We start from the raw sequence: 18,968 nt of genomic DNA on the forward strand, positions 1-18,968 counted from the left end.
CGTGCCCGCATCCACAGCCACCGCCCCGCACCCGCATCCCCTCGCCGCGGCCGCCCGCGTGGTGATGCTGGCGCTGATCGCCATCCTGACCCTGTTCGCCACCCGCGACGTCACCCAGCTCTGGTGGATCGCGCTGCTGGCGGTGGCCGGGCTGCCGTCGCTGCTGGCACCGCAGCACCGGCTGGTTGGCCCGCTGAGCCGGGTGGCCGAGGTGGTGGTGCTGGGGCTGGCCGCGAGCCACGTCGCCGCTGTGGCGTCCATCGGTGGCACAGTCGACGGCCTGGGCGCCTCGGCGGTGCTGCCCTACCTGGCGGTCCCGGTGACCGTCACCGCGCTGCGCCGCCGCTTCCCGGAGGGCGCCGCGCTGCTCGTGGTCACCGCCGCGACCCTGCTGCTCAGCGGCGCGCTGACCCGGGTCGACGGTGATCTCCAGCTCGGCCAACTGGGTTACCTCGCGGTCTGCGCGCAGTGGCTGATCCTGGCGGCGCTGGGGCTCTACGCCGCCGGCACGCTACACCGGGTGATGGCGGTCCGCGGTGAGGGCAAACCCCAGCCGTACGCCGAGGCGACCCGGCTGCTGACCCAGCTGCGGACTGTGGCCCGGCAGCTGCCCGGGGCGACCCTTGACCCCGGCGGCATCTCCGAGCACCTGCTGGAGGAGCTGCGCACCGTGGCCCGCGCGGACCGGGGCGCGGTGCTGTCGGCCAGCGGCGGAGGTCGGCTCGTGGTGCTCGCCCAGGCCGGCGTCGACCGGGTTGACTGGGAGACGACGCTGGACGCGGACTCGGCGATCGCCGACGCCTGGGCCACCCAGCAGGCCACCACTGCCGCCAGGTCGCAGTCCCGCTCGCACCGCGGTGGCGACGTGTCCGCGCTGATCATTCCCCTGGTCGCCGGGGTGCGCACTGTGGGGCTGGTGGTGCTGGAGGCCGATGCCGCGCACGCGTACCCACCGCCGGTGGTGTCCCGGGTGACAGCACTGACCCGACCGGCCGCACTGCGGCTGGAGGCGGCGCTGCTCTTCGACGAGGTGCGCTCGCTGGCCACCAACGAGGAGCGGCAGCGGCTGGCCCGGGAGATCCACGACGGGGTGGCCCAGGAACTGGTGATGGTCGGCTACGGCATCGACAACGCCCTGGCCACCGTCTTCGACGACGCCGACGAGACCGCCGAGGCCCTGCGTACGCTACGCGGGGAGGTGACGCGGGTGATCCAGGAGCTGCGGCTGAGCCTCTTCGAGCTGCGCAGCGAGGTGGACCGGCAGGGTGGGTTGGCCGCGGCGATCGCCGAGTACGCGCGCACAGTGGGCGCGTCCGGCGGGCTGCGGGTGCACCTCTCGCTGGACGAGTCCACCGCCCGGCTGCCGGCCGCCACCGAAGCCGAGTTGCTGCGCATCGCGCAGGAGGCGGTGACCAACGCGCGCAAGCACGCCGGGGCGTCGAATTTGTGGGTCACGTGTGAGGTCGACCCCCCGTACGCGCAAATAGAAGTGTCGGATGACGGTCAGGGGATGGCTGACCAGCGCCCGGACGGGCGGTACGGTCTTGCGATCATGGCCGAGAGGGCGGAACGTATCCGGGGCCGGTTGGAGATCAGGCCGCGGCAACCCAGCGGCACGACTGTGGCGGTGGTTCTCGGCACCTCGGCCCGGCGCGATAACGTGCGCGGCAGCGCAGCACCAGAAGGGGAGTAACCCGAGGATGACCACAAGTCCGATACCGGCCACCCGTACCAAGGTCCTCCTTGTCGACGATCATGACCTGATTCGCAAGGGTTTGCGGCACGCCTTCGAGCGGGACCGCCAGTTCGAGGTCGTCGGTGAGGCGGCCACGGCGGCGGAGGGAGTACGCCAGGCCGGCGCCTTGCAGCCGGACGTGGTGATCATGGATCTGCGGCTGCCCGACGGCAGCGGCCTGGAGGCCACCCGCGCACTGCGGAAGTCCAGCGCGTCGATGGGCATCGTGGTGCTGACCATGTACGCCGGCGACGACCAGCTCTTCGGCGCCCTGGAGGCCGGCGCGAGCGCCTTCGTGCCGAAGACCGCCCCGGCCGACGAGGTGGTGGCCGCCGCACGGCACGCCGCCTCCTCCCCCAGCGCGTTCACCGCGGCCGACCTGGCCGAGGCGATGAAGCGCCGGCTCGCCCCGTCCGGCCCGCAGTTGTCTCCCCGGGAGGGGCAGGTGCTGCGGCTGCTCGCCGACGGGATGAGCGTGGCGGGCATCGCCAAGCAGCTGTTCGTCAGCGAGTCCACGGCGAAGACGCATATCTCGAAGCTCTACGAGAAGCTCGGCGCGGCCAACCGGGCTCAGGCCCTGATGACCGCGCTCCGGCTGGGCCTGCTCGAGGCACCGGACGCGCCGAAGTTCTGACCTGCCTCCCGCTCGTTCAGCGGGACGACGCGACCGACGGTCCGCGCCAGCTTCGGCAGGCGCGGACCGTCGCGCATCGACCGACGTCGGCGGGCAACCTTCGGCGCGCTATGGTCTGGCGTGCGTGGCGGGTGCACAATACCCGCGCGGGCGACGATGCTCGCGTCGCGGATTCGAGGGGTGAAACGCATGCAGCGGCCGGACTGGGCACCCGACACCATCGACATCGAGCGCCCGAGCGTCGCGCGGATGTACGACTACTACCTCGGCGGCTCACACAACTTCGCCGCCGACCGGGCCGCGGCGCAGGCCATGGTCGCCGCGGTGCCCGAGGCACCGTTGATGGCCCAGGCCAACCGGGCGTTCCTGCGCCGTGCCGTGCACCACCTCGCCGACGCCGGGATCCGGCAGTTCCTGGACATCGGTTCGGGCATCCCGACGGTCGGCAACGTGCACGAGATCGCCCAGCAGCTCGACCCGCAGTCGCGAGTGGTCTATGTGGACGTCGACCCGGTGGCGGTGGCGCACAGCCGTGAGATCCTCGCCGGCAACGAGCAGGCCGCGGTCGTGCAGGAGGACCTGCGTAACCCGGAGGCGATCCTGGCCCATCCGGACGTCCGCAAGCTGCTCGACCTGAGCCAACCGGTGGCCGTGATGGTAGTGGCCGTCCTGCACTTCGTCCCCGACGAGGACCGGCCGGCGGAGCTGCTGCGGACGCTGCGGGACGCGTTGGCGCCCGGCAGCTACCTGGTGCTGTCGCAGGCCAGCGACGACGGGCGCAGCGAGGACGAACGCGCCGAGGCGGAGCGGGTCTACCGGCGCACCGACAACCCGCTGTCGGTGCGCAGCCGCGCCGAGCTGACCGCGCTCTTCGACGGCTTCGAGCTGCTCGACCCCGGCGTGGTCTGGGTGCCCGAGTGGCGACCGGACACTCCGGAGAGCGCGGAAGACGCCGAGCGCGCGGTCTTCATGGGCGGCGTCGGGCGCCTCGGTGACTGAGTCGCCCCGGGCGAACCCCTACCCGGGGACGTTCGCCCGGGCCTGGGCGAAGGCGGTCTCCGGCACCAGCTACCTACCGATGACCCAGGCCCAGTTGGAGTCCCTGCTGGACCGGCTCACCGGGCAACTGGCCGGGGCGTTGCTCACCGAGCCGTTCGACCTGCGTGCCGGGCACCGGGTCGGCGCCGAGCTGGTCGCCGCGCACATCGCCTCCGCCGAAGGGCTGGGTCGTACCGTCGAGGTCATCCAGCTCCGCCTGGTGCGCGACCTGGGCCTGGTGGCCGAGGACGTCGAGGACCGGATGGCCCGGCTGCTGGCGGCCGTGGCGACCGGCTACGCCCGCGCGCTGCGCGACCGGACGCTCGACGAGCAGGAGTCGATCCGCCGCGCCGCCATGCGGGCACGTACGCAGGCCGAGCGGGCGCTGCGGGCCAGCGAGGCCCGGTTCCGGCATCAGGCCACCCACGACCCGCTCACCGGTCTGCCCAACCGGACGCTGTTCACCGAACGGCTCGCCGCGGCGCTCAACGAGCCGGGCCGGGGCGCGCAGCGGGTCGGGGTGTGCTTCCTGGACCTGGACCGCTTCAAGGTGGTCAACGACACGCTGGGGCACCAGATCGGCGACCTGCTGCTGGCCACTGTGGCCGAGCGGCTGCGCAAGGCCATGGGCGAGCACCTGGTGGCCCGGCTCGGTGGCGACGAGTTCGTCATCCTGGTGGAACACACCGCCGGCACCGACGACATGGTGGCGGTGGCCGAGACCGCGCTCGCCGCGGTACGCACACCGGCGCTGGTCGACGGGCACGAGCTGCAGATCTCGGCGAGCATCGGCATCGTCGAGCGCCAGGTGGCCGGGGCCAACCCGACCGACCTGATGCGGGCCGCCGACAGCACCCTGCACTGGGCGAAGTCCGCCGGTGGGGCGCGCTGGGCGCTCTACGACGCCGAGCGCAACCAACGTGAACTGGCCCGCTACGCGCTCTCCGCGGCCATCCCGGCGGCGTTGGAGCGGGGCGAGTTCTACCTCGACTACCAGCCACTGACCTCGCTGCGCGACGGCCGCCTGGTCGGCGTGGAGGCGCTGGTCCGCTGGCGGCACCCCGAGTTGGGGGTGCTACGCCCGGACAGCTTCATCGGGTTGGCCGAGGAGACCGGCCTGATCGTCCAGCTGGGCGGTTGGGTGTTGGCCGAGGCGTGCCGCGAGGCCGAGGCGTGGTCGGCCGGGGGTGTCACCGCGCCCTTCGTCAGCGTCAACCTGGCGGTACGGCAGGTGCACCGGCCCGGGTTGGTGCAGGAGGTCCGCGCGCTGCTGCGGCAGACCGGCCTGCCACCGGAACGGCTCCAACTGGAGATCACCGAGAGCACGATGATGAGCACCGCCGAGGAGCCGGTCCGCGCCCTGCGGGTCCTTGCCGACCTCGGGGTACGCATCGCCATCGACGACTTCGGCACCGGCTACAGCAACCTGGCGTACCTGCGGGACCTGCCGGTGACCGAGCTGAAGGTGGCCGGGGAGTTCGTGGCCGGCCTGCGCTCGCCCTCCGTCGGCCGCACCGACGAGCGGATCCTCGCCTCGCTGGTCTCGCTGGCGCACGCGCTGGACCTGACCGTCACCGCCGAAGGTGTGGAGACCGCCGGGCAGGCCGAGCGGCTACGCGCGATCGGCTGTGACGCAGCGCAGGGCTGGCACTTCGGCCGCCCGGCCCCCGCCGATCGCATCCTGGCCCGCATCCGCTGACCCTCGGGCCCGCCCACTCCCCCAAACTGCGGCCCCACCGCCGAGGTAGACGGCGTCTACGGAAGCTGGTAGACACTGTCTATGAGCGCGGACGAGACGGGGCTGCGGGCTCGGTTGGTGGCCGCCGGTGTTGACCTGGTGCTGCGCGAGGGCCAGTCGGCGGTGTCGCTGCGGGAGATCGCCCGCCGTGCCGGGGTCTCGCACGGCGCACCGCGCCGCTACTTCCCCACCCACGTCGACCTGCTCTCCGCCATCGCCCGGGAGGGCTTCGCCGACCTCACCGCCCGGGTCGAGCGAACGCTGCGTGACCTCGGCCCGGACCCGCGTACCCGATTGACCGCGCTGGCCCGGACGTACCTGGACTTCGCGGCGGACCACCGTGGCATGTTCGAGCTGATGTTCCGCCACGACCTGCTGGACAGCGGCCGACTGCGGCTGCGCGAGACGAGCCTGCCGCTGTTCGCCGTCCTGGCCGACCTGGTGGCGCAGGCGCGCCGGCCCACCGACGCGCCCGCGGCGGTGCTGGCCGGCGCGCTCTGGGCGAACCTGCACGGCATCGCCCAACTCTGGGCCTGGGGCAGCCTGCCGCTGGCCACCGGCGCCACCGACGACGACGCCCTGCTGCGCGCCGCGTTGGAGGCCCACCTCGGCCCCGCGCCCGCCTGAAACTCGACCCCGGAGGACACGTGCCCCTGCTGTACGACGTCACCAAGCTGACCGTCGGCACCGCGCTGCGGTTTGGCTGGCGGCCCCGGGTGGAAGGGCTGGAGCATCTGCCCCGACACGGCGGCGCGATCCTCGCCGGCAATCACCTGTCCGTCGCCGACGAGTTGTTCCTCGTCACCGCGACGCCCCGACACGTCACCTTCTGGGCGAAGGTCGAGTACTTCAACGGGCGGGGTCCGGGCGGCTGGCTGAACCGGCGGATCGTCGCCGGCATGGGTGCCATCCCGGTCGACCGCGCCGATGGCCGGGCCGCCCTGCGCGCCCTCGACGCCGCCGTACCGGTGCTGCGCGCCGGCGGCCTGGTCGCCGTCTACCCGGAGGGCACCCGCTCCCCGGACGGGCGGCTCTACCGGGGCCGGGTCGGGATGACCCGGCTGGCCCGCGACGCCGAAGTGCCGATCATCCCGGTCGGCGTGACCGGCACCGCCGAGGTGCTGCCTGTCGACGCGCGGCTGCCCCGTCGACACCCGATCGCCCTGCGGTTCGGCCCGCCGATCCCGGTCGCCGAGCGGATCAACGGGCCACGCGACATCCGGACGGTCACCGACGAGGTGATGGCGGCGATCCAGAAACTCACCGGCCAGGAGTACGTGCCGCACTACGCGCCCGCCCGGGAGAGCTGAACGACGGCGGCGATCAGCCGGCGAGCAGTGCCGCCATGCGTTCCGCCTGCGCCTCCCAGCGCCACTCCCGTTCCACCCACGCCCGGCCAGCCGCGCCCAGCTGACGGGCCAGGTCCCGGTCGGCGAGCAGCCGGGCGACCCGGTCGGCAAGCTGGGCGACGTCCCGACCGCGGACGACGTAGCCGGTCTCCCCCTCCCGGACCGCGTCCGGCGCGCCGCCGGAATCACCGGCCACCACCGGCAGGCCGGTCGCGGATGCCTCCAGGTAGACGATGCCCAGCCCTTCGACGTCGAGGCCGCGGTTGCGGGTGCGGCACGGCATCGCGTAGACGTCACCGGCCGCGTAGTGCGCCGGCAACTCCACCGACGGCACGGTGCCGGTGAACACCACATCTCGTTCCACACCGGTCTGGCGGGCCAGCTTCTCCAGGGTCGCCCGGTACGGCCCGCCACCGACGATCAGCAGCGCCGCGTCGGGCACCTGGCGGCGGATCTCCGGCAGGGCCCGGATCAGGGTGTCCTGACCCTTGCGCGGCACCAGCCGGGACACACAGACGACCACCGGCCGGTCGGTCAACCCCAGCCGGGCCCGGACCTGTTCACCGTCCACGCTCGGGTGGTAGGTGTCCACGTCGACCCCGGGCGCGAGGCGGCGCAGCTCGGTCACCCCGTCCAGCACCCGGGCCAACCGGCTGCGGGTGTACTCGCCGAGATAGGTGGTCACGTCCACACCCCGACCGATGCGCCGCAGCGCCGGCCGGGCGGCCGGCACCGCCGCCCAACCGACCTCGTGCCCGTGGGTCTGCGCCACCACCCGGCGGATGCCGGCCCGACGCCGCAGGCCGGCCGCGAGCAGGCCCAACGGGGCCGCCGCGCCGAACCACACGGTGTCGCAGTCGTACGAGCGAGCCAACCGGGCCGCCCTGCGGGCGATCAACGGGGTCGGCAACAACACCCGGGTACGCTCCCGGATCACCTCGAACGGCTGGTCGGCGTCGAACTTCGCGGCCCCGCGCCAGCTCGACGCGTAGACGACCACCGAGCCGGCCGGTTGACGGACCGCGAGGTTGTGCACGAACGACTGGATCCCACCCGGGCGGGGCGGAAAGTCATTGGTGATCAGCAGGGTGCGGTTCATCGGCCGGCCTCCCGGGCGTACGCGCGGGCGGCGGCCATCCGCTCCACTGTCGACGGATGTGAGGCCGAATAGAGGTATTCCCAGCGGGGCGGGTCGGGGTCGCCGAGGTTGACCGAGCCGAGCCGGCGCTGCATCGACTCGAAGGACTCCGGGTCGTTGGTGAGCGCGAGCGCGTGCGCGTCGGCCCGCGCCTCCACCCGTCGGGACATCAGCGCCTGCACCGGAGCGGCAACCAGCCCGGCCACCGTGACCAGGGCGACCAGCAGTGGGAACGCACGCGGTTGGGCCACCGAGTCGACACCGGCCAGCCGCAGCAGTGGCCCCCACGAGCCGAGCAGGTAGAGCGCCACCACGGCGGCCGCGGCGCCCAGCGCCCCGGTCAGCGTGCCGGCCGCCACGTCGGAGCCCTTCGCGTGCCCCAACTCGTGCGCCACGACGGCGGTCACCTCGGCCGGGGTCGCCTCCCGCAGCAGGGTGTCGTAGACGACCACCCGTCGGGTCGGCCCGAGACCGGAGACGTACGCGTTGACCGCCCTGGTGCGCCGGGAGGCATCGGCGACCAGCACGTCACGCACCGGCACCCCGTCGCGGGCGGCCATGCTCATCAGCTCGGTGCGCAACGGGCCCTGCTCCATCGGGGTGAACCGGTTGAACACCGGCTCCACCAGCACCGGCAGCACGAACGACAGCAGCACCACCAGCACCGCCGCGCCGGCCGCACCGAACGCCCACCACCAGCGCGGCGCGAGCCGGATGACCGCGTAGAAGCCGAACAGCGCCACCGCGCCGATCACCGCGCTGACGGCGTACGACTTGAGCAGGTCGACCGCCCAGCCGCTCCAGCCGTTGGTGCTCAAGCCGTAGCGGGTGAGCACGCTCTGCCGCCAGGCGGCGAACGGGAGCGTCACCAGGTCGGCGACGAGCACCACCGCCAGCCCGCCGAGCACAGCCTGTGCTGCCCAGTGCCCACCGAACGGCCGGCCCACCAGCTCGACCAGGCGACTGCCCAGCGGGGTCAACCCGAGCGCGAGGGCGATCAGCAGCCCGACGGCGAGTGCGGCATAGCCACCGGGACGCAGCGCGGCCCGGAACTCCCGCCCCCTGGCCACCTGCTCGGCCGGAAGGTCGCGTAGCGCGGCGAGTTGGTCGGCCCGGGGTGCCGGCGGGCGGTGCCACGGGATGAGCAGCGCGGCCAGCACGACCAGCGCGAGGGTGAGCCCGGCCAGGGTCAGCAGCGCCCAGCCGCGCGGGGTCACCGCGTCACCGCCCGTTGTTCCCCGTTCATCGCGCCGCTCCTCCTGCCGTGACCGCTCATCCTATGGCCCGCGAGAAGCCCGCTTCCGGGCGCGGTGCCGCGCTCAGGCGACGCGGCGGGTGGCACGACGGCGAGCTGCCTCCGGGCGCGCGGGCGCGGCCAGCACCTCCACGTCGAAGCCAGCCCGGGCAAACACCTCGATGGCTTCGACCTCGGCGGCGACCAACCCGGCCGCCGGGGACGTCTCGTCGAACAGGGCGGTCAGCGGGCAGCCGGAACAGCCGTCGGCCCGCTTCGCGCACCCGTCGCAGTCGATGAGCATCGTGCCTCCTGATCGGCTCTCGGCACTCGGTCGACGCCCTTTCGTCGCCGACCGAGCACCGTCGGTGACATCGACACTAACCACCGGGTACGACAGGAACCCCGTCCGACCGCCCGTTTCAGGGCTAGATCCACTCCAGATCAGCGATATCGGGGTATCCCACCCGGCCGGAACCCCGACACCGAGGAACCCGACGAACTCATGCCGATCAACCGACGGAGGGGCGTCGTTTGGCCGACCGGCCACCCGGGCACTGGGCGACGGTGGCCGACCTCGATGCTTCGTCCGTCGTGGACTTCCGGTACTCCCCTCGCCGACACCGCCGCGCCAAGGTCGTCGCTGTGCTGGGCGCCGCGGCTCTGCTGGCCGCCTACGCGGCGCTGTTCGACGAGCCCTGGTGGCAGGCACCGCTGCGGTTCGGCTGGATCGGCGCCGTCGTCGCGCTCGTCCTCAACTGGCAACTGCGCCGGCAGCCTCGTCTGCCGCTGCGGCTGACCGACGAGACGCTGCACCTGACCGGACCGAACGGCACCGGGCTCAGCATCGACTGGGTCAACATGACCAGCGCCCAGGTCCGAGGCCGCCTGGATCCGCGGCTGGTGGTCACGCCACGCGACCCGGAGCAGACCCGGCCCCCCATGCGACCCGGGCAGTGGTCGACGCCCGGACGCGGCCCCTACGAGCTGGTCGTCCGGCTCAACTGGATGACGCCGGGCCCCGACACACTGCGTCGTGAGCTGGCCCGGCGACTGCCGACCACCTGACCGGCGGCCGCCCCGAGCGCCGGCCATGCCGAGCGGTCGAACGCCGGAGCGTCGGCGCACCGGAGCCGCCGAGGCGCAGAGCCGCCGAGCGGCCGTTGGGGCGAGCGGCCGTTGGGGCGAGGTCTCAGCCCTGCGCGTCGAGGTCACGCAGGGCGAAGCGGAGGTGCTGCCACTCCTCGCCGACGATGACGTGAAGGCAGTGCAGGACCGACACCTGCTTCTCGGGCCACCAGGCGGCCGGCCGAGTCTCGGCGAGCAGCTCCGGTGTGACGGCCACGAGAAAGTCGCGCACCATCGCCTGCCGCTCGGCCCGCAGCTCGAGGGTCGCGGCGAACGTCGGCTGCTCGACGGCGAAGATCGACACGTCGAAGCCCTCCGTCTCGTACTCGGCATGGGGTTGCCCGAGCGGGTGGAAGGGCTGCGGCAGGCGCAGGATCGACTTGCCCAACCAGGTGTCGGCGGCGAACGCGAGGTGGCGCAGTGTCTGCGCGAACGACCACTCCCCGTCGATCGAGACGTCGACAGCACCCTCGGGCATGGACACGGCCCGGTCGACCGCCGCCGCCCAGGCCCGTTCGAGTGCCGCCCACGCCACCCGGAGGTCGTCCGGATTGTCGGCGTGCCGGAGGTCGCGACCGGGAAACCGCCTGTTGAGTTCGGCCTCGACCAGCGGCACGACATCGACGCCGTTGATCAGGAACGTGCCCTCGGCCAGCCACGGCGCGTCGATGTCCAGAGCATCCACATCGACGCCGCGCATCACCGCACCGGCCAGCGTCGACCTGTTGAACCGGGCACCTCGCAGGTCCCGGTCGACGAAGTCCTTGACGTCGTCCTGTGCCATGGCGACTCCCATCCCTCGGCGGTCGCGGCGATGCTAGCGCCGGGGTGGGACAGGTTGAGGCACAGCGCGACGTGGGGCGCGCCGGCCGGGCTCACCAACCCTCGCCGGGACCCGGCCCGTCGACGGGTCGGCCCGCTGCGGTCAGGAGCGGGCGAGCCGCCGTAGCAGCGAGTCCGCGCCCAGCGGGTAGGCGCCGTGCCGGCGTACCCCGTCGGCGACCTCGCGGTCCGACGAGACCACTACCACCGGCCGGCCCGCCGGCTCGGCACGGACCAGTCGCCGGATCAGCTCGTCGGCGGTCTCACCCTTGCGGGAGAAGAGCACCCGTACGCCGCGCGGCGCGGGCGGCAGCCCGTGCATCCGCTCGGCGCCGTCGAAGACCACAGTGACCTCGTCGCCGGTCTGCGCGGCGATCCCGCCCAGCCCGGTGATCAGGCGCTTGCGCTGCTGCTCCAGGGACATCTCGCCGAAGCCACGCTTGGTGACGTTGTAGCCGTCCACCACCAGGTGCGCCCGGGGCAGGGCGAGCAACTGGTCGAGCCGGGCCGGGTCGTCGGTGTCGCGGGCGCGGGCGGCGGGGCCGGCCGGGGCGGTGCCCGGCTGCTCGGCGAACGCGTCGGCGACGAAGTCGGCGGGGAGTTTGTCCACCGGGTCGAGCGCCAGCTCCCGGCGCAGCCCGACGGCGGCCTGGCCGATGGTCTCCAGGAGCAGCCAGAGCCGGGCGTCGTCGACCGAGCGGGCCTCCTTGGCGCTGGCCCGGGCCACCCCGGCGGCGGCCTCGGCCTCGGCCAGCCGGGCCCGGGCGCGGCGGAGTTCGGCGTCCACGTCGGCGCTGGCGCGGGCGGCCCGGCCTCGCTCGGTGGCCAGCAGTTCGGTGGCCTTCCGCTCGCGGGCCTGGGTCTCCCGCAGGGTGCGGGCCACCTGTCGGGACTCCTCGCGGAGCTGACCCAGCTCCTCGCGGACGCGGGCCAACTCGTCGCGGAGCTTCTCGGCCTCGACCCGGGCCACCGCGCGGTCGTGCTCGGCCCGGGTGGCCCGCTGCTCGGCCTCGCGGACCAACTCGGCGACGACCGCGCTGTCCGCCTCGGCGCGCACTGCCGCGCCGCTGGCGTCGATCAGCTCCCGCCAGCCACGGGGCCGGGCCAGGTAGGCCAGCGCGGCCACCTCGACCGGGTCGGCGGCGGCCGGTGCGGTGCCCTCGACCACTGCCGCGCCGAGGTCGCCGGCGTCGGCCAGGACCCGTGCGGTGACCCGCTGCCGGAACAGCGGGTCGGCGGTCAGCTGGGCGGCGATGACCGGCGCGCCGAGTCGGGCGCGTCGGTTGGGGGCGAACTTGGCCACCCGGCGCAACGGCACCGGGACCTCGTCGGTGGGAAGGGTGGGCAGCACCGCGGCGGTCAGCGTCACGATCCGCTGCCGGACCGGCTCGGGCAGGGTCGGCTCCGGCTCGGCGGCGGGGCCGTCACCAGTCGTCGTCGGGCCTGATGCGCCAGATGTGTCGGTGACTACGTTGTCGTCCGGGTTGCCCAGGGCCCCGTCGAGCGCGACCGGATCCTCCTGCGGGAGGTGGTCGTCGTACGGCTCGGTGAGGGGCATGTGGCAAGTCTCCCACCGCGACCGGGCCCACCGCCCGGTGAGTGAGCCGATCTCTCATCCTAGCCCCATGGTGACGGATGGGACGGCTGCGACGGGAGTGTCGGACCGGGGCGCTAGCGTGCCGCCGATGGCACAGGCGGAGTACGTCCAGGAGTCACTGGCCGGTCTCGACCCGGCGGTGGGCGGGGTGGACCCGGCGCTGCCGCTCTACGCGACGACGTTCGTGGTGGTCGACCTGGAGACCACCGGCGGCGCGCCGGACGGCGGCGGCATCACCGAGATCGGCGCGGTCAAGGTGCGCGGTGGCGAGCAGTTGGGGGTGCTGGCGACCCTGGTCAACCCGGGCCAGCCGATTCCGCCGTTCATCACGGTGCTGACCGGCATCACCCAGGCCATGCTGGTGCCGGCGCCACCGATCGAGCAGGTGCTGCCGAGCTTCCTGGAGTTCATCGACGACGCGGTGCTGGTGGCTCACAACGCCCCGTACGACGTGGGCTTCCTCAAGGCCGCCTGCGCCAAGCACGGCTACCGCTGGCCCAACCCCCGGGTCCTGGACACGGCGGCACTCGCCCGCCGGGTGCTGACCCGCGACGAGGTGCCCAACCGCAAGCTTGGCACCCTGGCCGCCTACTTCCGCACCGCCACCCAGCCCACCCACCGGGCGTTGGACGACGCGAAGGCCACTGTCGACGTGCTGCACGGGCTGATCGGTCGGCTCGGCGGGCACCGGGTGGACACTGTCGGCGACGCCATCGAGTTCGCCCGCGCTGTCTCCCCGACCCAGCGCCGCAAACGGCACCTGGCCGAAGGGCTGCCCAAGGTCCCCGGCGTCTACATCTTCCGGGCCGCCGACGACCGGCCGCTCTACGTGGGCACCTCGGTCGACATCGCCACCCGGGTGCGCAGCTACTTCACCGCCGGCGAGAAGCGCGCCCGGATCTCCGAGATGCTGGGCGCGGCCGAGCGGGTGGAGGCGGTGGAGTGCGCCCACTCGTTGGAGGCTGAGGTCCGTGAGCTGCGGTTGATCGCCGCGCACGCCCCGCCGTACAACCGCCGCTCCAAATACCCGGAACGAATGGTCTGGCTCAAGCTGACCGACGGTCCGTACCCTCGGCTGTCGATCGTCCGCGACCTCTCCCCCACCGACACCGCGTACCTCGGGCCGTTCACTTCCCGGCGGGCCGCCGAGCTGGCCGCCGCCGGTTTCCACGACGCGGTGCCGCTGCGCCAGTGCACGCACCGGCTCTCCCTACGCACCGTCACGCCAGCCTGCGCGCTGGCCGAGCTGGGTCGCTGCCCGGCGCCCTGCGAACACAAGATCACGCCCGAGGAGTACGACGACAGGGCCGCCGCGCCCTTCCGCACCGCGACGGCCAGCGATCCGCAGCCGGTGGTGGACGCGCTGCTCGCACGGATCGACGTGCTCTCCCGCGACCAGCGCTACGAGGAGGCCGCCGTGGTGCGGTTCCGGCTGGCCGCCGTGCTGCGGGCCACAGTGCGGATGCAGCGGCTGGCCGCGCTGACCGGGATCGTCGAGTTGGCCGCGGCCCGGCCGGCCGCCCGGGGCGGCTGGGAGTTGGCGCTGGTCCGGCACGGCAGACTGGCCGGCGCGGGGGTGTCCCCGCCGGGCGTGCACCCCCGTCCCACGTTGACCACGATCCGGGCCACCGCCGAGACGGTGTCGGGTGGGCACGGTCCGGTGCCGGCCGCCACCGCCGAGGAGTCCGAGCGGATCCTGTCCTGGTTGGAGCGACCGGAGACCCGACTCGTCGAGATGTCCTCCGGTTGGTCCTCTCCGGCGAGTGGCGCGGGCCGCTTCCGTGACCTGCTGGCGAAGGCCGAGAGCGGCGCGTCCCACCAACTCTCGACCGAACGCTCATGACCAACTGACCGATCGGACTACGTCGACTCGCTTAGGCTGTTAGAGAAGTGCAGTCCTGCCCGATTCGTGGGCCTGCTCCCCCGCCGGGTCCCGGCGGTGCGGAGCCGGGGTGAGGAGGTGTCCCTCGTGGACGTCGACGCCGGACACGGCGCCGCCCTGGGGGGCGCCCTGCCGACACAGCCGGGTGAGCTGCCGCTCGCCCGCCGGCTGCGGTCGCTGCTCAGCTGGCCGACCACCGACTCGGACCCGGTCACCCAACTGGTCCGCACCCACCGGGGCATCCACGCCGGCACCGACCCCGCGGTGTTGCGCCGTGCCTACACGATCGCGGAAAACATGCACCGCGGGCAGTTCCGCAAGAGCGGGGAACCGTACATCACCCATCCCCTCGCGGTGGCGCAGATCTGCGCCGAGCTGGGGATGGACACCACCACCCTGGTCGCGGCGCTGCTGCACGACACCGTGGAGGACACTCGCTACACCCTCCAGGCGCTCTCCGAGGACTTCGGCGGCGAGGTGGCCCACCTGGTCGACGGGGTGACCAAGTTCGACAAGGCGTTCTACGGCAAGGCCGCCGAGGCGGAGACGGTCCGCAAGATGATCGTCGCGGCCGCCAAGGACGTCCGGGTGCTGATCATCAAGCTGGCCGACCGGCTGCACAACATGCGGACGCTCGGAGTGCGCTCCGCGTCGTCGCGGGAACGGATCGCCCGCAAGACCCAGGAGGTACTGGTCCCGCTCTGTGATCGGCTGGGCATCCAGACGCTCAAACGCGAGCTGGACGACGTGGTGCTGCTGCACCTCGAGCCCGACGAGCACGCCCGGCTGGCCCGGCACGTGCACGATCGGCCGGGCTGGGATTCCTACCTCGACTCGGTCGTCACCCGGACCCGGGTGGCGCTGCGCCGCAGCCGGGTCGACGCCGAGGTCAGCCCCCGTCCCCGGCACCTCTACTCGATCTGGAAGGACACCATCGCCGGCGGCCACACCGCCCCGTACGACCTGCCCCGCATCGTGGTGGTGGTCGACGGCCCGGCCACCGACTGTTACGCGGCGCTGGGCGCGATCCACGGCACCTGGCGACCGGTGCCCGGCCGTTTCAAGGACTTCATCGCCTCACCGAAGAACAACCTCTACCGTTCGCTGCACACCAGCGTCTGCGGCCCTCAGGACCGCACGGTGGAGGTGCTGATCCGCACCGAGGAGATGCACCGTTCGGCCGAGTACGGCATCGCTGCCGACTTCCGGTTCCCCCGCTCCGGCAGCACCGCCGCGGCCCGTGCCGAACAGTTGGACTGGCTGCGCCGGGTGCTCGACTGGGAGCCGGACGCCGCCGATCCGGCACAGTTCTACGAGTCGCTGCGCTGCGACCTGGCCGAGGGGCAGATCCAGGTGTTCGCCGACGGACGGCAGGTCGTGCTGCCGGCCGGTGCCACGCCTGTCGATCTCGCGTACGAGCTGGGCAACGACCGGGGCGACCACTGCCTCGCCGCACGCATCAACGGTCGGCTGGCCCCGCTCAGTTCGGAGCTGGACGAGGGCGACGTGGTGGAGATCTTCACCGAGAACGACGGCGACAACGGCTTCGAGGCCGGTGTGGCGCCGCGCGGCCCCCGGCGGGAGTGGCTGACCTTCGTCAAGTCGCCGCACGCGCAGATGCAGATCAACAGGTGGTTCGCCGAGCACACCGAGCCCGGCATCACGATCAGCGACAAGGTACGCCTCGGTCGGGCCACCATCGGGCTCGCCCTGCGCCAGCACAACCGGGGCCTCGCCAGTGACCTGCCACTGCTGCGCCTTTCGGAGGAGTTGGGCTACCCCGACCTGGAGACCCTGTTGGTAGCGGTCTTCGACCGGGTGATCGAACCGGACACCGTGGTCCGCCAGCTCATCGACCTGGTCGACCATCGACAGTGACCCGCCAGGCCCCAGCGCGACCGAAGGACATTCGTGACCACTAGCCTGGAGTCATGATCCCCCGCTCCCGCGCCACCGGTCGGGCCCTCTTCTACCAGGCCTTCTACCGGCTGCCGCTGCCGGTGCGTCGGCAGCTGGTCCGGCTGGCCGTGCCCAAGTACATCGTTGGCGCGGTGACCCTGGTCCGGGACACCGAGGCGACGGGCGCGGGTCGGTTGCTGATGCTGCGCCAGCCGCCCGGCAAGGGTTGGTCACTCCCCGCCGGCCTGCTCAATCGGGGTGAGGCCCCGGTGGTGGGCGCGGCCCGTGAGCTGTTCGAGGAGTCCGGCGTCCGGCTCCCACCGTCGCGGCTGCGCCCGGCGGTGCCGAACGCGATCGTGCACGCCAAGGGCTGGGTGGACATGGTCTTCGAGGCCGAGGTTCCGGCGTCCAGCACCGAGCTGACCGTCGACGGCGGGGAGGTGTTCGAGGCCGCCTGGCACCCCCTGGACGACCTGCCCAAGCTGACCTGGCCGACGGCCCGGCTGCTCGCCTACTACGACATTGGGCCGTTGGCCGGGCAGTTCCCGCCGCCGGTGCCCGACGACACCCCGTGACCGGGGCGGCCGGGGTGCCGGCGGAGCTGTGCGCGGTGGTGCTGGCCGCCGGCGAGGGCACGCGGCTTCGCCCGCTCACCGAACGGCTGCCCAAGGCGCTCTGCCCGGTAGGCAACGTCGCCCTGCTGGATCGGGCGTTGGCGCGGCTGGCCGGCCTGGGCCTGACCGGTCCCGATCGGGTGGCGGTGAACGCCTGCTACCTCGGCGATCAGGTGGTGGCGCACGTCGGCGACCGCGCACACCTGTCGGTGGAGCCGGGCGACCCGCTGGGCACCGCGGGCGGGGTGGCCAACCTGCGGGACTGGATCGACGGGCGGCCGGTGCTGGTCGGCAACGCCGACGCGTACCTCGCCGACCCGGCTGCTCCCCCGGGCCCGGACGTGGCCGCCCTGCTCGACGGCTGGGACGGGCACACCGTACGCCTGCTCGGCCAGCCCGCCGCGGACCCGGCGGCGCCGGGCACCTTCGCCGGGCACTGCTTCACCGGGTTCTCGCTGCTGCCCTGGCGGCTGGTCCGGGACCTGCCTGTCGTCTTCTCGGACCTGGTTCGCGCCGTGTGGCGTCCGGCCGAGGCCGCGAGCGCTCTGACGGTGGTGCCGTACCCGGGCACCTTCTTCGACACCGGCACCCCGGCCGACTACCTGTCGGCCAACCTGCACGCCGCGGCCGGCGGCGTTCTCGTCGAGGAGTCCGCGACGGTGACCGGCCACTGTGTGGAGTCGGTCGTCGGCGCGGGCGCGCGGGTGGACGGTGACGTGTTCCGCACCGTGGTGTGGCCGGGCGCGACCGTACGGGCCGACGAGCGGCTGCGGAACGTGATCCGGGCCGGGAACGACCTGACCGTGCCCTGCCCCGCCCAGGGCTGAGCCCTGACGGCTCCCGCCTCCGGTCCGGGGGCGGAACATCTAGCATGGGCGACGACGCCGACGAACGGAGAAATGCCCCGTGATCACCGCGATCGTGCTGATCGACTGCGCCACCGATGCGATCCCCGAGGTGGCGGAGAACCTGGCCAACCTTCCCGGTGTCAGCGAGGTCTACTCGGTGGCCGGGCACGTCGACCTCATCGCCATCGTCCGGGTCCGCGAGTTCGACCAGATCGCCCAGGTCATCGCGGGCAGCATCTCCAAGGTCCCGGGCGTGCTCAACACCGAGTCCCACATCGCCTTCCGGGCGTACTCGCAGCACGACCTGGAGGAGGCGTTCGCGATCGGTCTGGCCAGCGCCGACTGACCCGCTCGCCGTTGCGGGGCACGCGCCGGGCCCCACGGCGGCGCGTAGCGCGCACAGGGCGGCCGGCCCACCACGAGGGTGGACCGGCCGTCTGCTGTGGCTACGTCAGCTCTCGCTGGGAGCCGGTACCTCGGTGCTGCCGCCGCCGGGAGCCGGCGACTCGGTGCCGGTGCCGCCCGGAGCCGGCGACTCGGTGACAGTGCCGCCCGGAGCCGGGGACTCAGTGCCGGTGCCGCCCGGGCTGGGCGTACCGCTGGCGCTGGTCTGCGGAACCGGGATGCCCAGCTTGTTGGCGAGCGCCACCAACTCGTCGTAGTGCGTCTGCAGCGTCGGAAGCGCCGTCTGCGCCAACTGGACCACCGACTGCTCGGAGCCCTGCGAGATCTCCGTCTGGGTGGCCTGGATGGCCTGGACGTGGCCGGCCAGCTCACTGGTCACCCAGAGCCGGTCGAACTCCGTGCCGCTGGCGTTGTTCAGCTTGTCGATGACCGCCTGCTGATCGGCACTGGGCTCGTTCGGCAGTTCCACCCCGAGCTGCGACGCGGTCTGCTGCACCGTCTGGTCCAGCTGGGTGTGGTCGGTCTTCAGCATCGCGCCCAGGTCCTTGACCCCCTGGTCCTGACCCTTCTGCTGAGCCAGGTCACCAGCGGTGATCTCGAACAGGTTGACCTGGTGTACCGCCTGCAGGTACTGGGTGTCCTGCGTTGACGGCTGTGCCGCGGCCTGCGCGGCCGCAGCCGGCGCGACACCGACAAGTACCAGCGCGGCCAACAGGCCGAGGCGTTTGATACCCAACATGCTTCCCCCCCTTGAGACGTTGGACCGCACGGATACCCGGCTCACCGCGGTTATTCCTGCGATCGCCCGTCGCGCGGGGTCGACCGGTCCCATCAGGGGCGTCCGACTCCTGGTCGGATGGGTCGGGGGGTGTGGATACGACGGAGCGCCCGCCGGAATCCGGCGGGC

At 73.0% G+C, this 18,968-nt stretch carries 18 protein-coding genes; 12 read left to right on the top strand and 6 right to left on the bottom strand.

The features are described from left to right. The first annotated feature begins 1 nt into the window (after position 1). The 6 genes from OHB44_RS25360 to OHB44_RS25385 all read left to right on the top strand — a co-directional run bounded on the left by OHB44_RS25360 (position 2) and on the right by OHB44_RS25385 (position 6,455). Complete coding sequence (locus OHB44_RS25360) at positions 2-1,693, top strand: sensor histidine kinase (RefSeq protein WP_238682828.1); 1,692 nt, start codon at positions 2-4, stop codon at positions 1,691-1,693. A 7-nt stretch (positions 1,694-1,700) separates the two neighbouring features. After that, positions 1,701-2,369, top strand: a complete 669-nt coding sequence (locus OHB44_RS25365) for a response regulator transcription factor (protein WP_030337723.1) — start codon at positions 1,701-1,703, stop codon at positions 2,367-2,369. A 189-nt stretch (positions 2,370-2,558) separates the two neighbouring features. Then, positions 2,559-3,368: an SAM-dependent methyltransferase gene (locus OHB44_RS25370; RefSeq protein ID WP_238682875.1), complete on the top strand. Its 810-nt coding sequence runs from the start codon at positions 2,559-2,561 to the stop codon at positions 3,366-3,368. A gap of 79 nt (positions 3,369-3,447) precedes the next feature. After that, on the top strand, positions 3,448-5,106 hold the full coding sequence (locus tag OHB44_RS25375; protein WP_330441279.1) for a putative bifunctional diguanylate cyclase/phosphodiesterase: 1,659 nt from the start codon (positions 3,448-3,450) through the stop codon (positions 5,104-5,106). Between the two features lie 81 nt (positions 5,107-5,187). Continuing rightward, complete coding sequence (locus OHB44_RS25380; protein WP_330438457.1) at positions 5,188-5,772, top strand: TetR/AcrR family transcriptional regulator; 585 nt, start codon at positions 5,188-5,190, stop codon at positions 5,770-5,772. Between the two features lie 20 nt (positions 5,773-5,792). Continuing rightward, positions 5,793-6,455: a lysophospholipid acyltransferase family protein gene (locus OHB44_RS25385; RefSeq protein ID WP_238682826.1), complete on the top strand. Its 663-nt coding sequence runs from the start codon at positions 5,793-5,795 to the stop codon at positions 6,453-6,455. 13 nt (positions 6,456-6,468) lie between these two features. On the opposite strand, the gene OHB44_RS25390 is transcribed toward OHB44_RS25385, so the two are convergent. From OHB44_RS25390 to OHB44_RS25400, 3 genes are all read right to left on the bottom strand, one after another. After that, on the bottom strand, positions 6,469-7,593 hold the full coding sequence (locus OHB44_RS25390) for a glycosyltransferase family 4 protein (RefSeq protein WP_238682825.1): 1,125 nt from the start codon (positions 7,591-7,593) through the stop codon (positions 6,469-6,471). Beyond that, a complete protein-coding gene (locus OHB44_RS25395; RefSeq protein ID WP_238682824.1) occupies positions 7,590-8,849 on the bottom strand; it encodes a M48 family metalloprotease in 1,260 nt (419 codons plus the stop codon). Before OHB44_RS25395 ends, OHB44_RS25390 begins: the two co-directional genes overlap by 4 nt. Positions 8,850-8,951: 102 nt before the next feature. Beyond that, positions 8,952-9,170, bottom strand: coding sequence for a hypothetical protein (locus OHB44_RS25400; protein WP_196918964.1), 219 nt, complete (start codon positions 9,168-9,170; stop codon positions 8,952-8,954). 230 nt (positions 9,171-9,400) lie between these two features. Here OHB44_RS25400 and OHB44_RS25405 point away from each other — a divergent pair, with 230 nt between their 5' ends. Beyond that, positions 9,401-9,934: a hypothetical protein gene (locus tag OHB44_RS25405; RefSeq protein ID WP_238682823.1), complete on the top strand. Its 534-nt coding sequence runs from the start codon at positions 9,401-9,403 to the stop codon at positions 9,932-9,934. A 124-nt stretch (positions 9,935-10,058) separates the two neighbouring features. On the opposite strand, the gene OHB44_RS25410 is transcribed toward OHB44_RS25405, so the two are convergent. Then, a complete protein-coding gene (locus tag OHB44_RS25410; RefSeq protein ID WP_238682822.1) occupies positions 10,059-10,778 on the bottom strand; it encodes a DinB family protein in 720 nt (239 codons plus the stop codon). Positions 10,779-10,919: 141 nt separating this feature from the next. After that, positions 10,920-12,374: an NYN domain-containing protein gene (locus tag OHB44_RS25415; RefSeq protein WP_238682821.1), complete on the bottom strand. Its 1,455-nt coding sequence runs from the start codon at positions 12,372-12,374 to the stop codon at positions 10,920-10,922. Positions 12,375-12,501: 127 nt separating this feature from the next. Between OHB44_RS25415 and OHB44_RS25420 the strand changes: the two genes are divergently transcribed. From OHB44_RS25420 to OHB44_RS25440, 5 genes are all read left to right on the top strand, one after another. After that, positions 12,502-14,256 carry a DEDD exonuclease domain-containing protein gene (locus OHB44_RS25420; protein ID WP_238682820.1) on the top strand — a complete coding sequence of 585 codons (1,755 nt, stop codon included), beginning with the start codon at positions 12,502-12,504 and terminating at the stop codon, positions 14,254-14,256. Between the two features lie 126 nt (positions 14,257-14,382). Beyond that, on the top strand, positions 14,383-16,173 hold the full coding sequence (locus OHB44_RS25425; protein ID WP_238682873.1) for a RelA/SpoT family protein: 1,791 nt from the start codon (positions 14,383-14,385) through the stop codon (positions 16,171-16,173). A gap of 53 nt (positions 16,174-16,226) precedes the next feature. Next, positions 16,227-16,769 carry an NUDIX hydrolase gene (locus OHB44_RS25430; RefSeq protein ID WP_238682819.1) on the top strand — a complete coding sequence of 181 codons (543 nt, stop codon included), beginning with the start codon at positions 16,227-16,229 and terminating at the stop codon, positions 16,767-16,769. Beyond that, on the top strand, positions 16,766-17,635 hold the full coding sequence (locus OHB44_RS25435; protein WP_330438458.1) for a nucleotidyltransferase family protein: 870 nt from the start codon (positions 16,766-16,768) through the stop codon (positions 17,633-17,635). Before OHB44_RS25430 ends, OHB44_RS25435 begins: the two co-directional genes overlap by 4 nt. A 79-nt stretch (positions 17,636-17,714) precedes the next feature. Continuing rightward, a complete protein-coding gene (locus OHB44_RS25440) occupies positions 17,715-18,002 on the top strand; it encodes an Lrp/AsnC family transcriptional regulator (RefSeq protein ID WP_074313163.1) in 288 nt (95 codons plus the stop codon). Positions 18,003-18,107: 105 nt separating this feature from the next. On the opposite strand, the gene OHB44_RS25445 is transcribed toward OHB44_RS25440, so the two are convergent. Next, the gene (locus OHB44_RS25445) at positions 18,108-18,800 is read right to left on the bottom strand and encodes a DUF4142 domain-containing protein (protein ID WP_330438459.1); all 693 of its coding nucleotides are present in this window, start codon (positions 18,798-18,800) and stop codon (positions 18,108-18,110) included. Between the last annotated feature and the right edge of the window lie 168 nt (positions 18,801-18,968).

It is taken from the genome of Micromonospora sp. NBC_00821, from assembly GCF_036347035.1.
Taxonomy (GTDB): Bacteria; Actinomycetota; Actinomycetes; order Mycobacteriales; family Micromonosporaceae; genus Micromonospora; species Micromonospora hortensis.

Excerpts from the sequence above, each read along its gene's own strand:
- OHB44_RS25410 (WP_238682822.1), bottom strand. The coding sequence starts at position 10,778 with ATGGCACAGGACGACGTCAAGGACTTCGTCGACCGGGACCTGCGAGGT.
- OHB44_RS25400 (WP_196918964.1), bottom strand. The coding sequence starts at position 9,170 with ATGCTCATCGACTGCGACGGGTGCGCGAAGCGGGCCGACGGCTGTTCC.
- OHB44_RS25370 (WP_238682875.1), top strand. The coding sequence starts at position 2,559 with ATGCAGCGGCCGGACTGGGCACCCGACACCATCGACATCGAGCGCCCG.
- OHB44_RS25415 (WP_238682821.1), bottom strand. The coding sequence starts at position 12,374 with ATGCCCCTCACCGAGCCGTACGACGACCACCTCCCGCAGGAGGATCCG.
- OHB44_RS25420 (WP_238682820.1), top strand. The coding sequence starts at position 12,502 with ATGGCACAGGCGGAGTACGTCCAGGAGTCACTGGCCGGTCTCGACCCG.
- OHB44_RS25380 (WP_330438457.1), top strand. The coding sequence starts at position 5,188 with ATGAGCGCGGACGAGACGGGGCTGCGGGCTCGGTTGGTGGCCGCCGGT.
- OHB44_RS25365 (WP_030337723.1), top strand. The coding sequence starts at position 1,701 with ATGACCACAAGTCCGATACCGGCCACCCGTACCAAGGTCCTCCTTGTC.
- OHB44_RS25375 (WP_330441279.1), top strand. The coding sequence starts at position 3,448 with ATGACCCAGGCCCAGTTGGAGTCCCTGCTGGACCGGCTCACCGGGCAA.
- OHB44_RS25390 (WP_238682825.1), bottom strand. The coding sequence starts at position 7,593 with ATGAACCGCACCCTGCTGATCACCAATGACTTTCCGCCCCGCCCGGGT.
- OHB44_RS25445 (WP_330438459.1), bottom strand. The coding sequence starts at position 18,800 with ATGTTGGGTATCAAACGCCTCGGCCTGTTGGCCGCGCTGGTACTTGTC.
- OHB44_RS25430 (WP_238682819.1), top strand. The coding sequence starts at position 16,227 with ATGATCCCCCGCTCCCGCGCCACCGGTCGGGCCCTCTTCTACCAGGCC.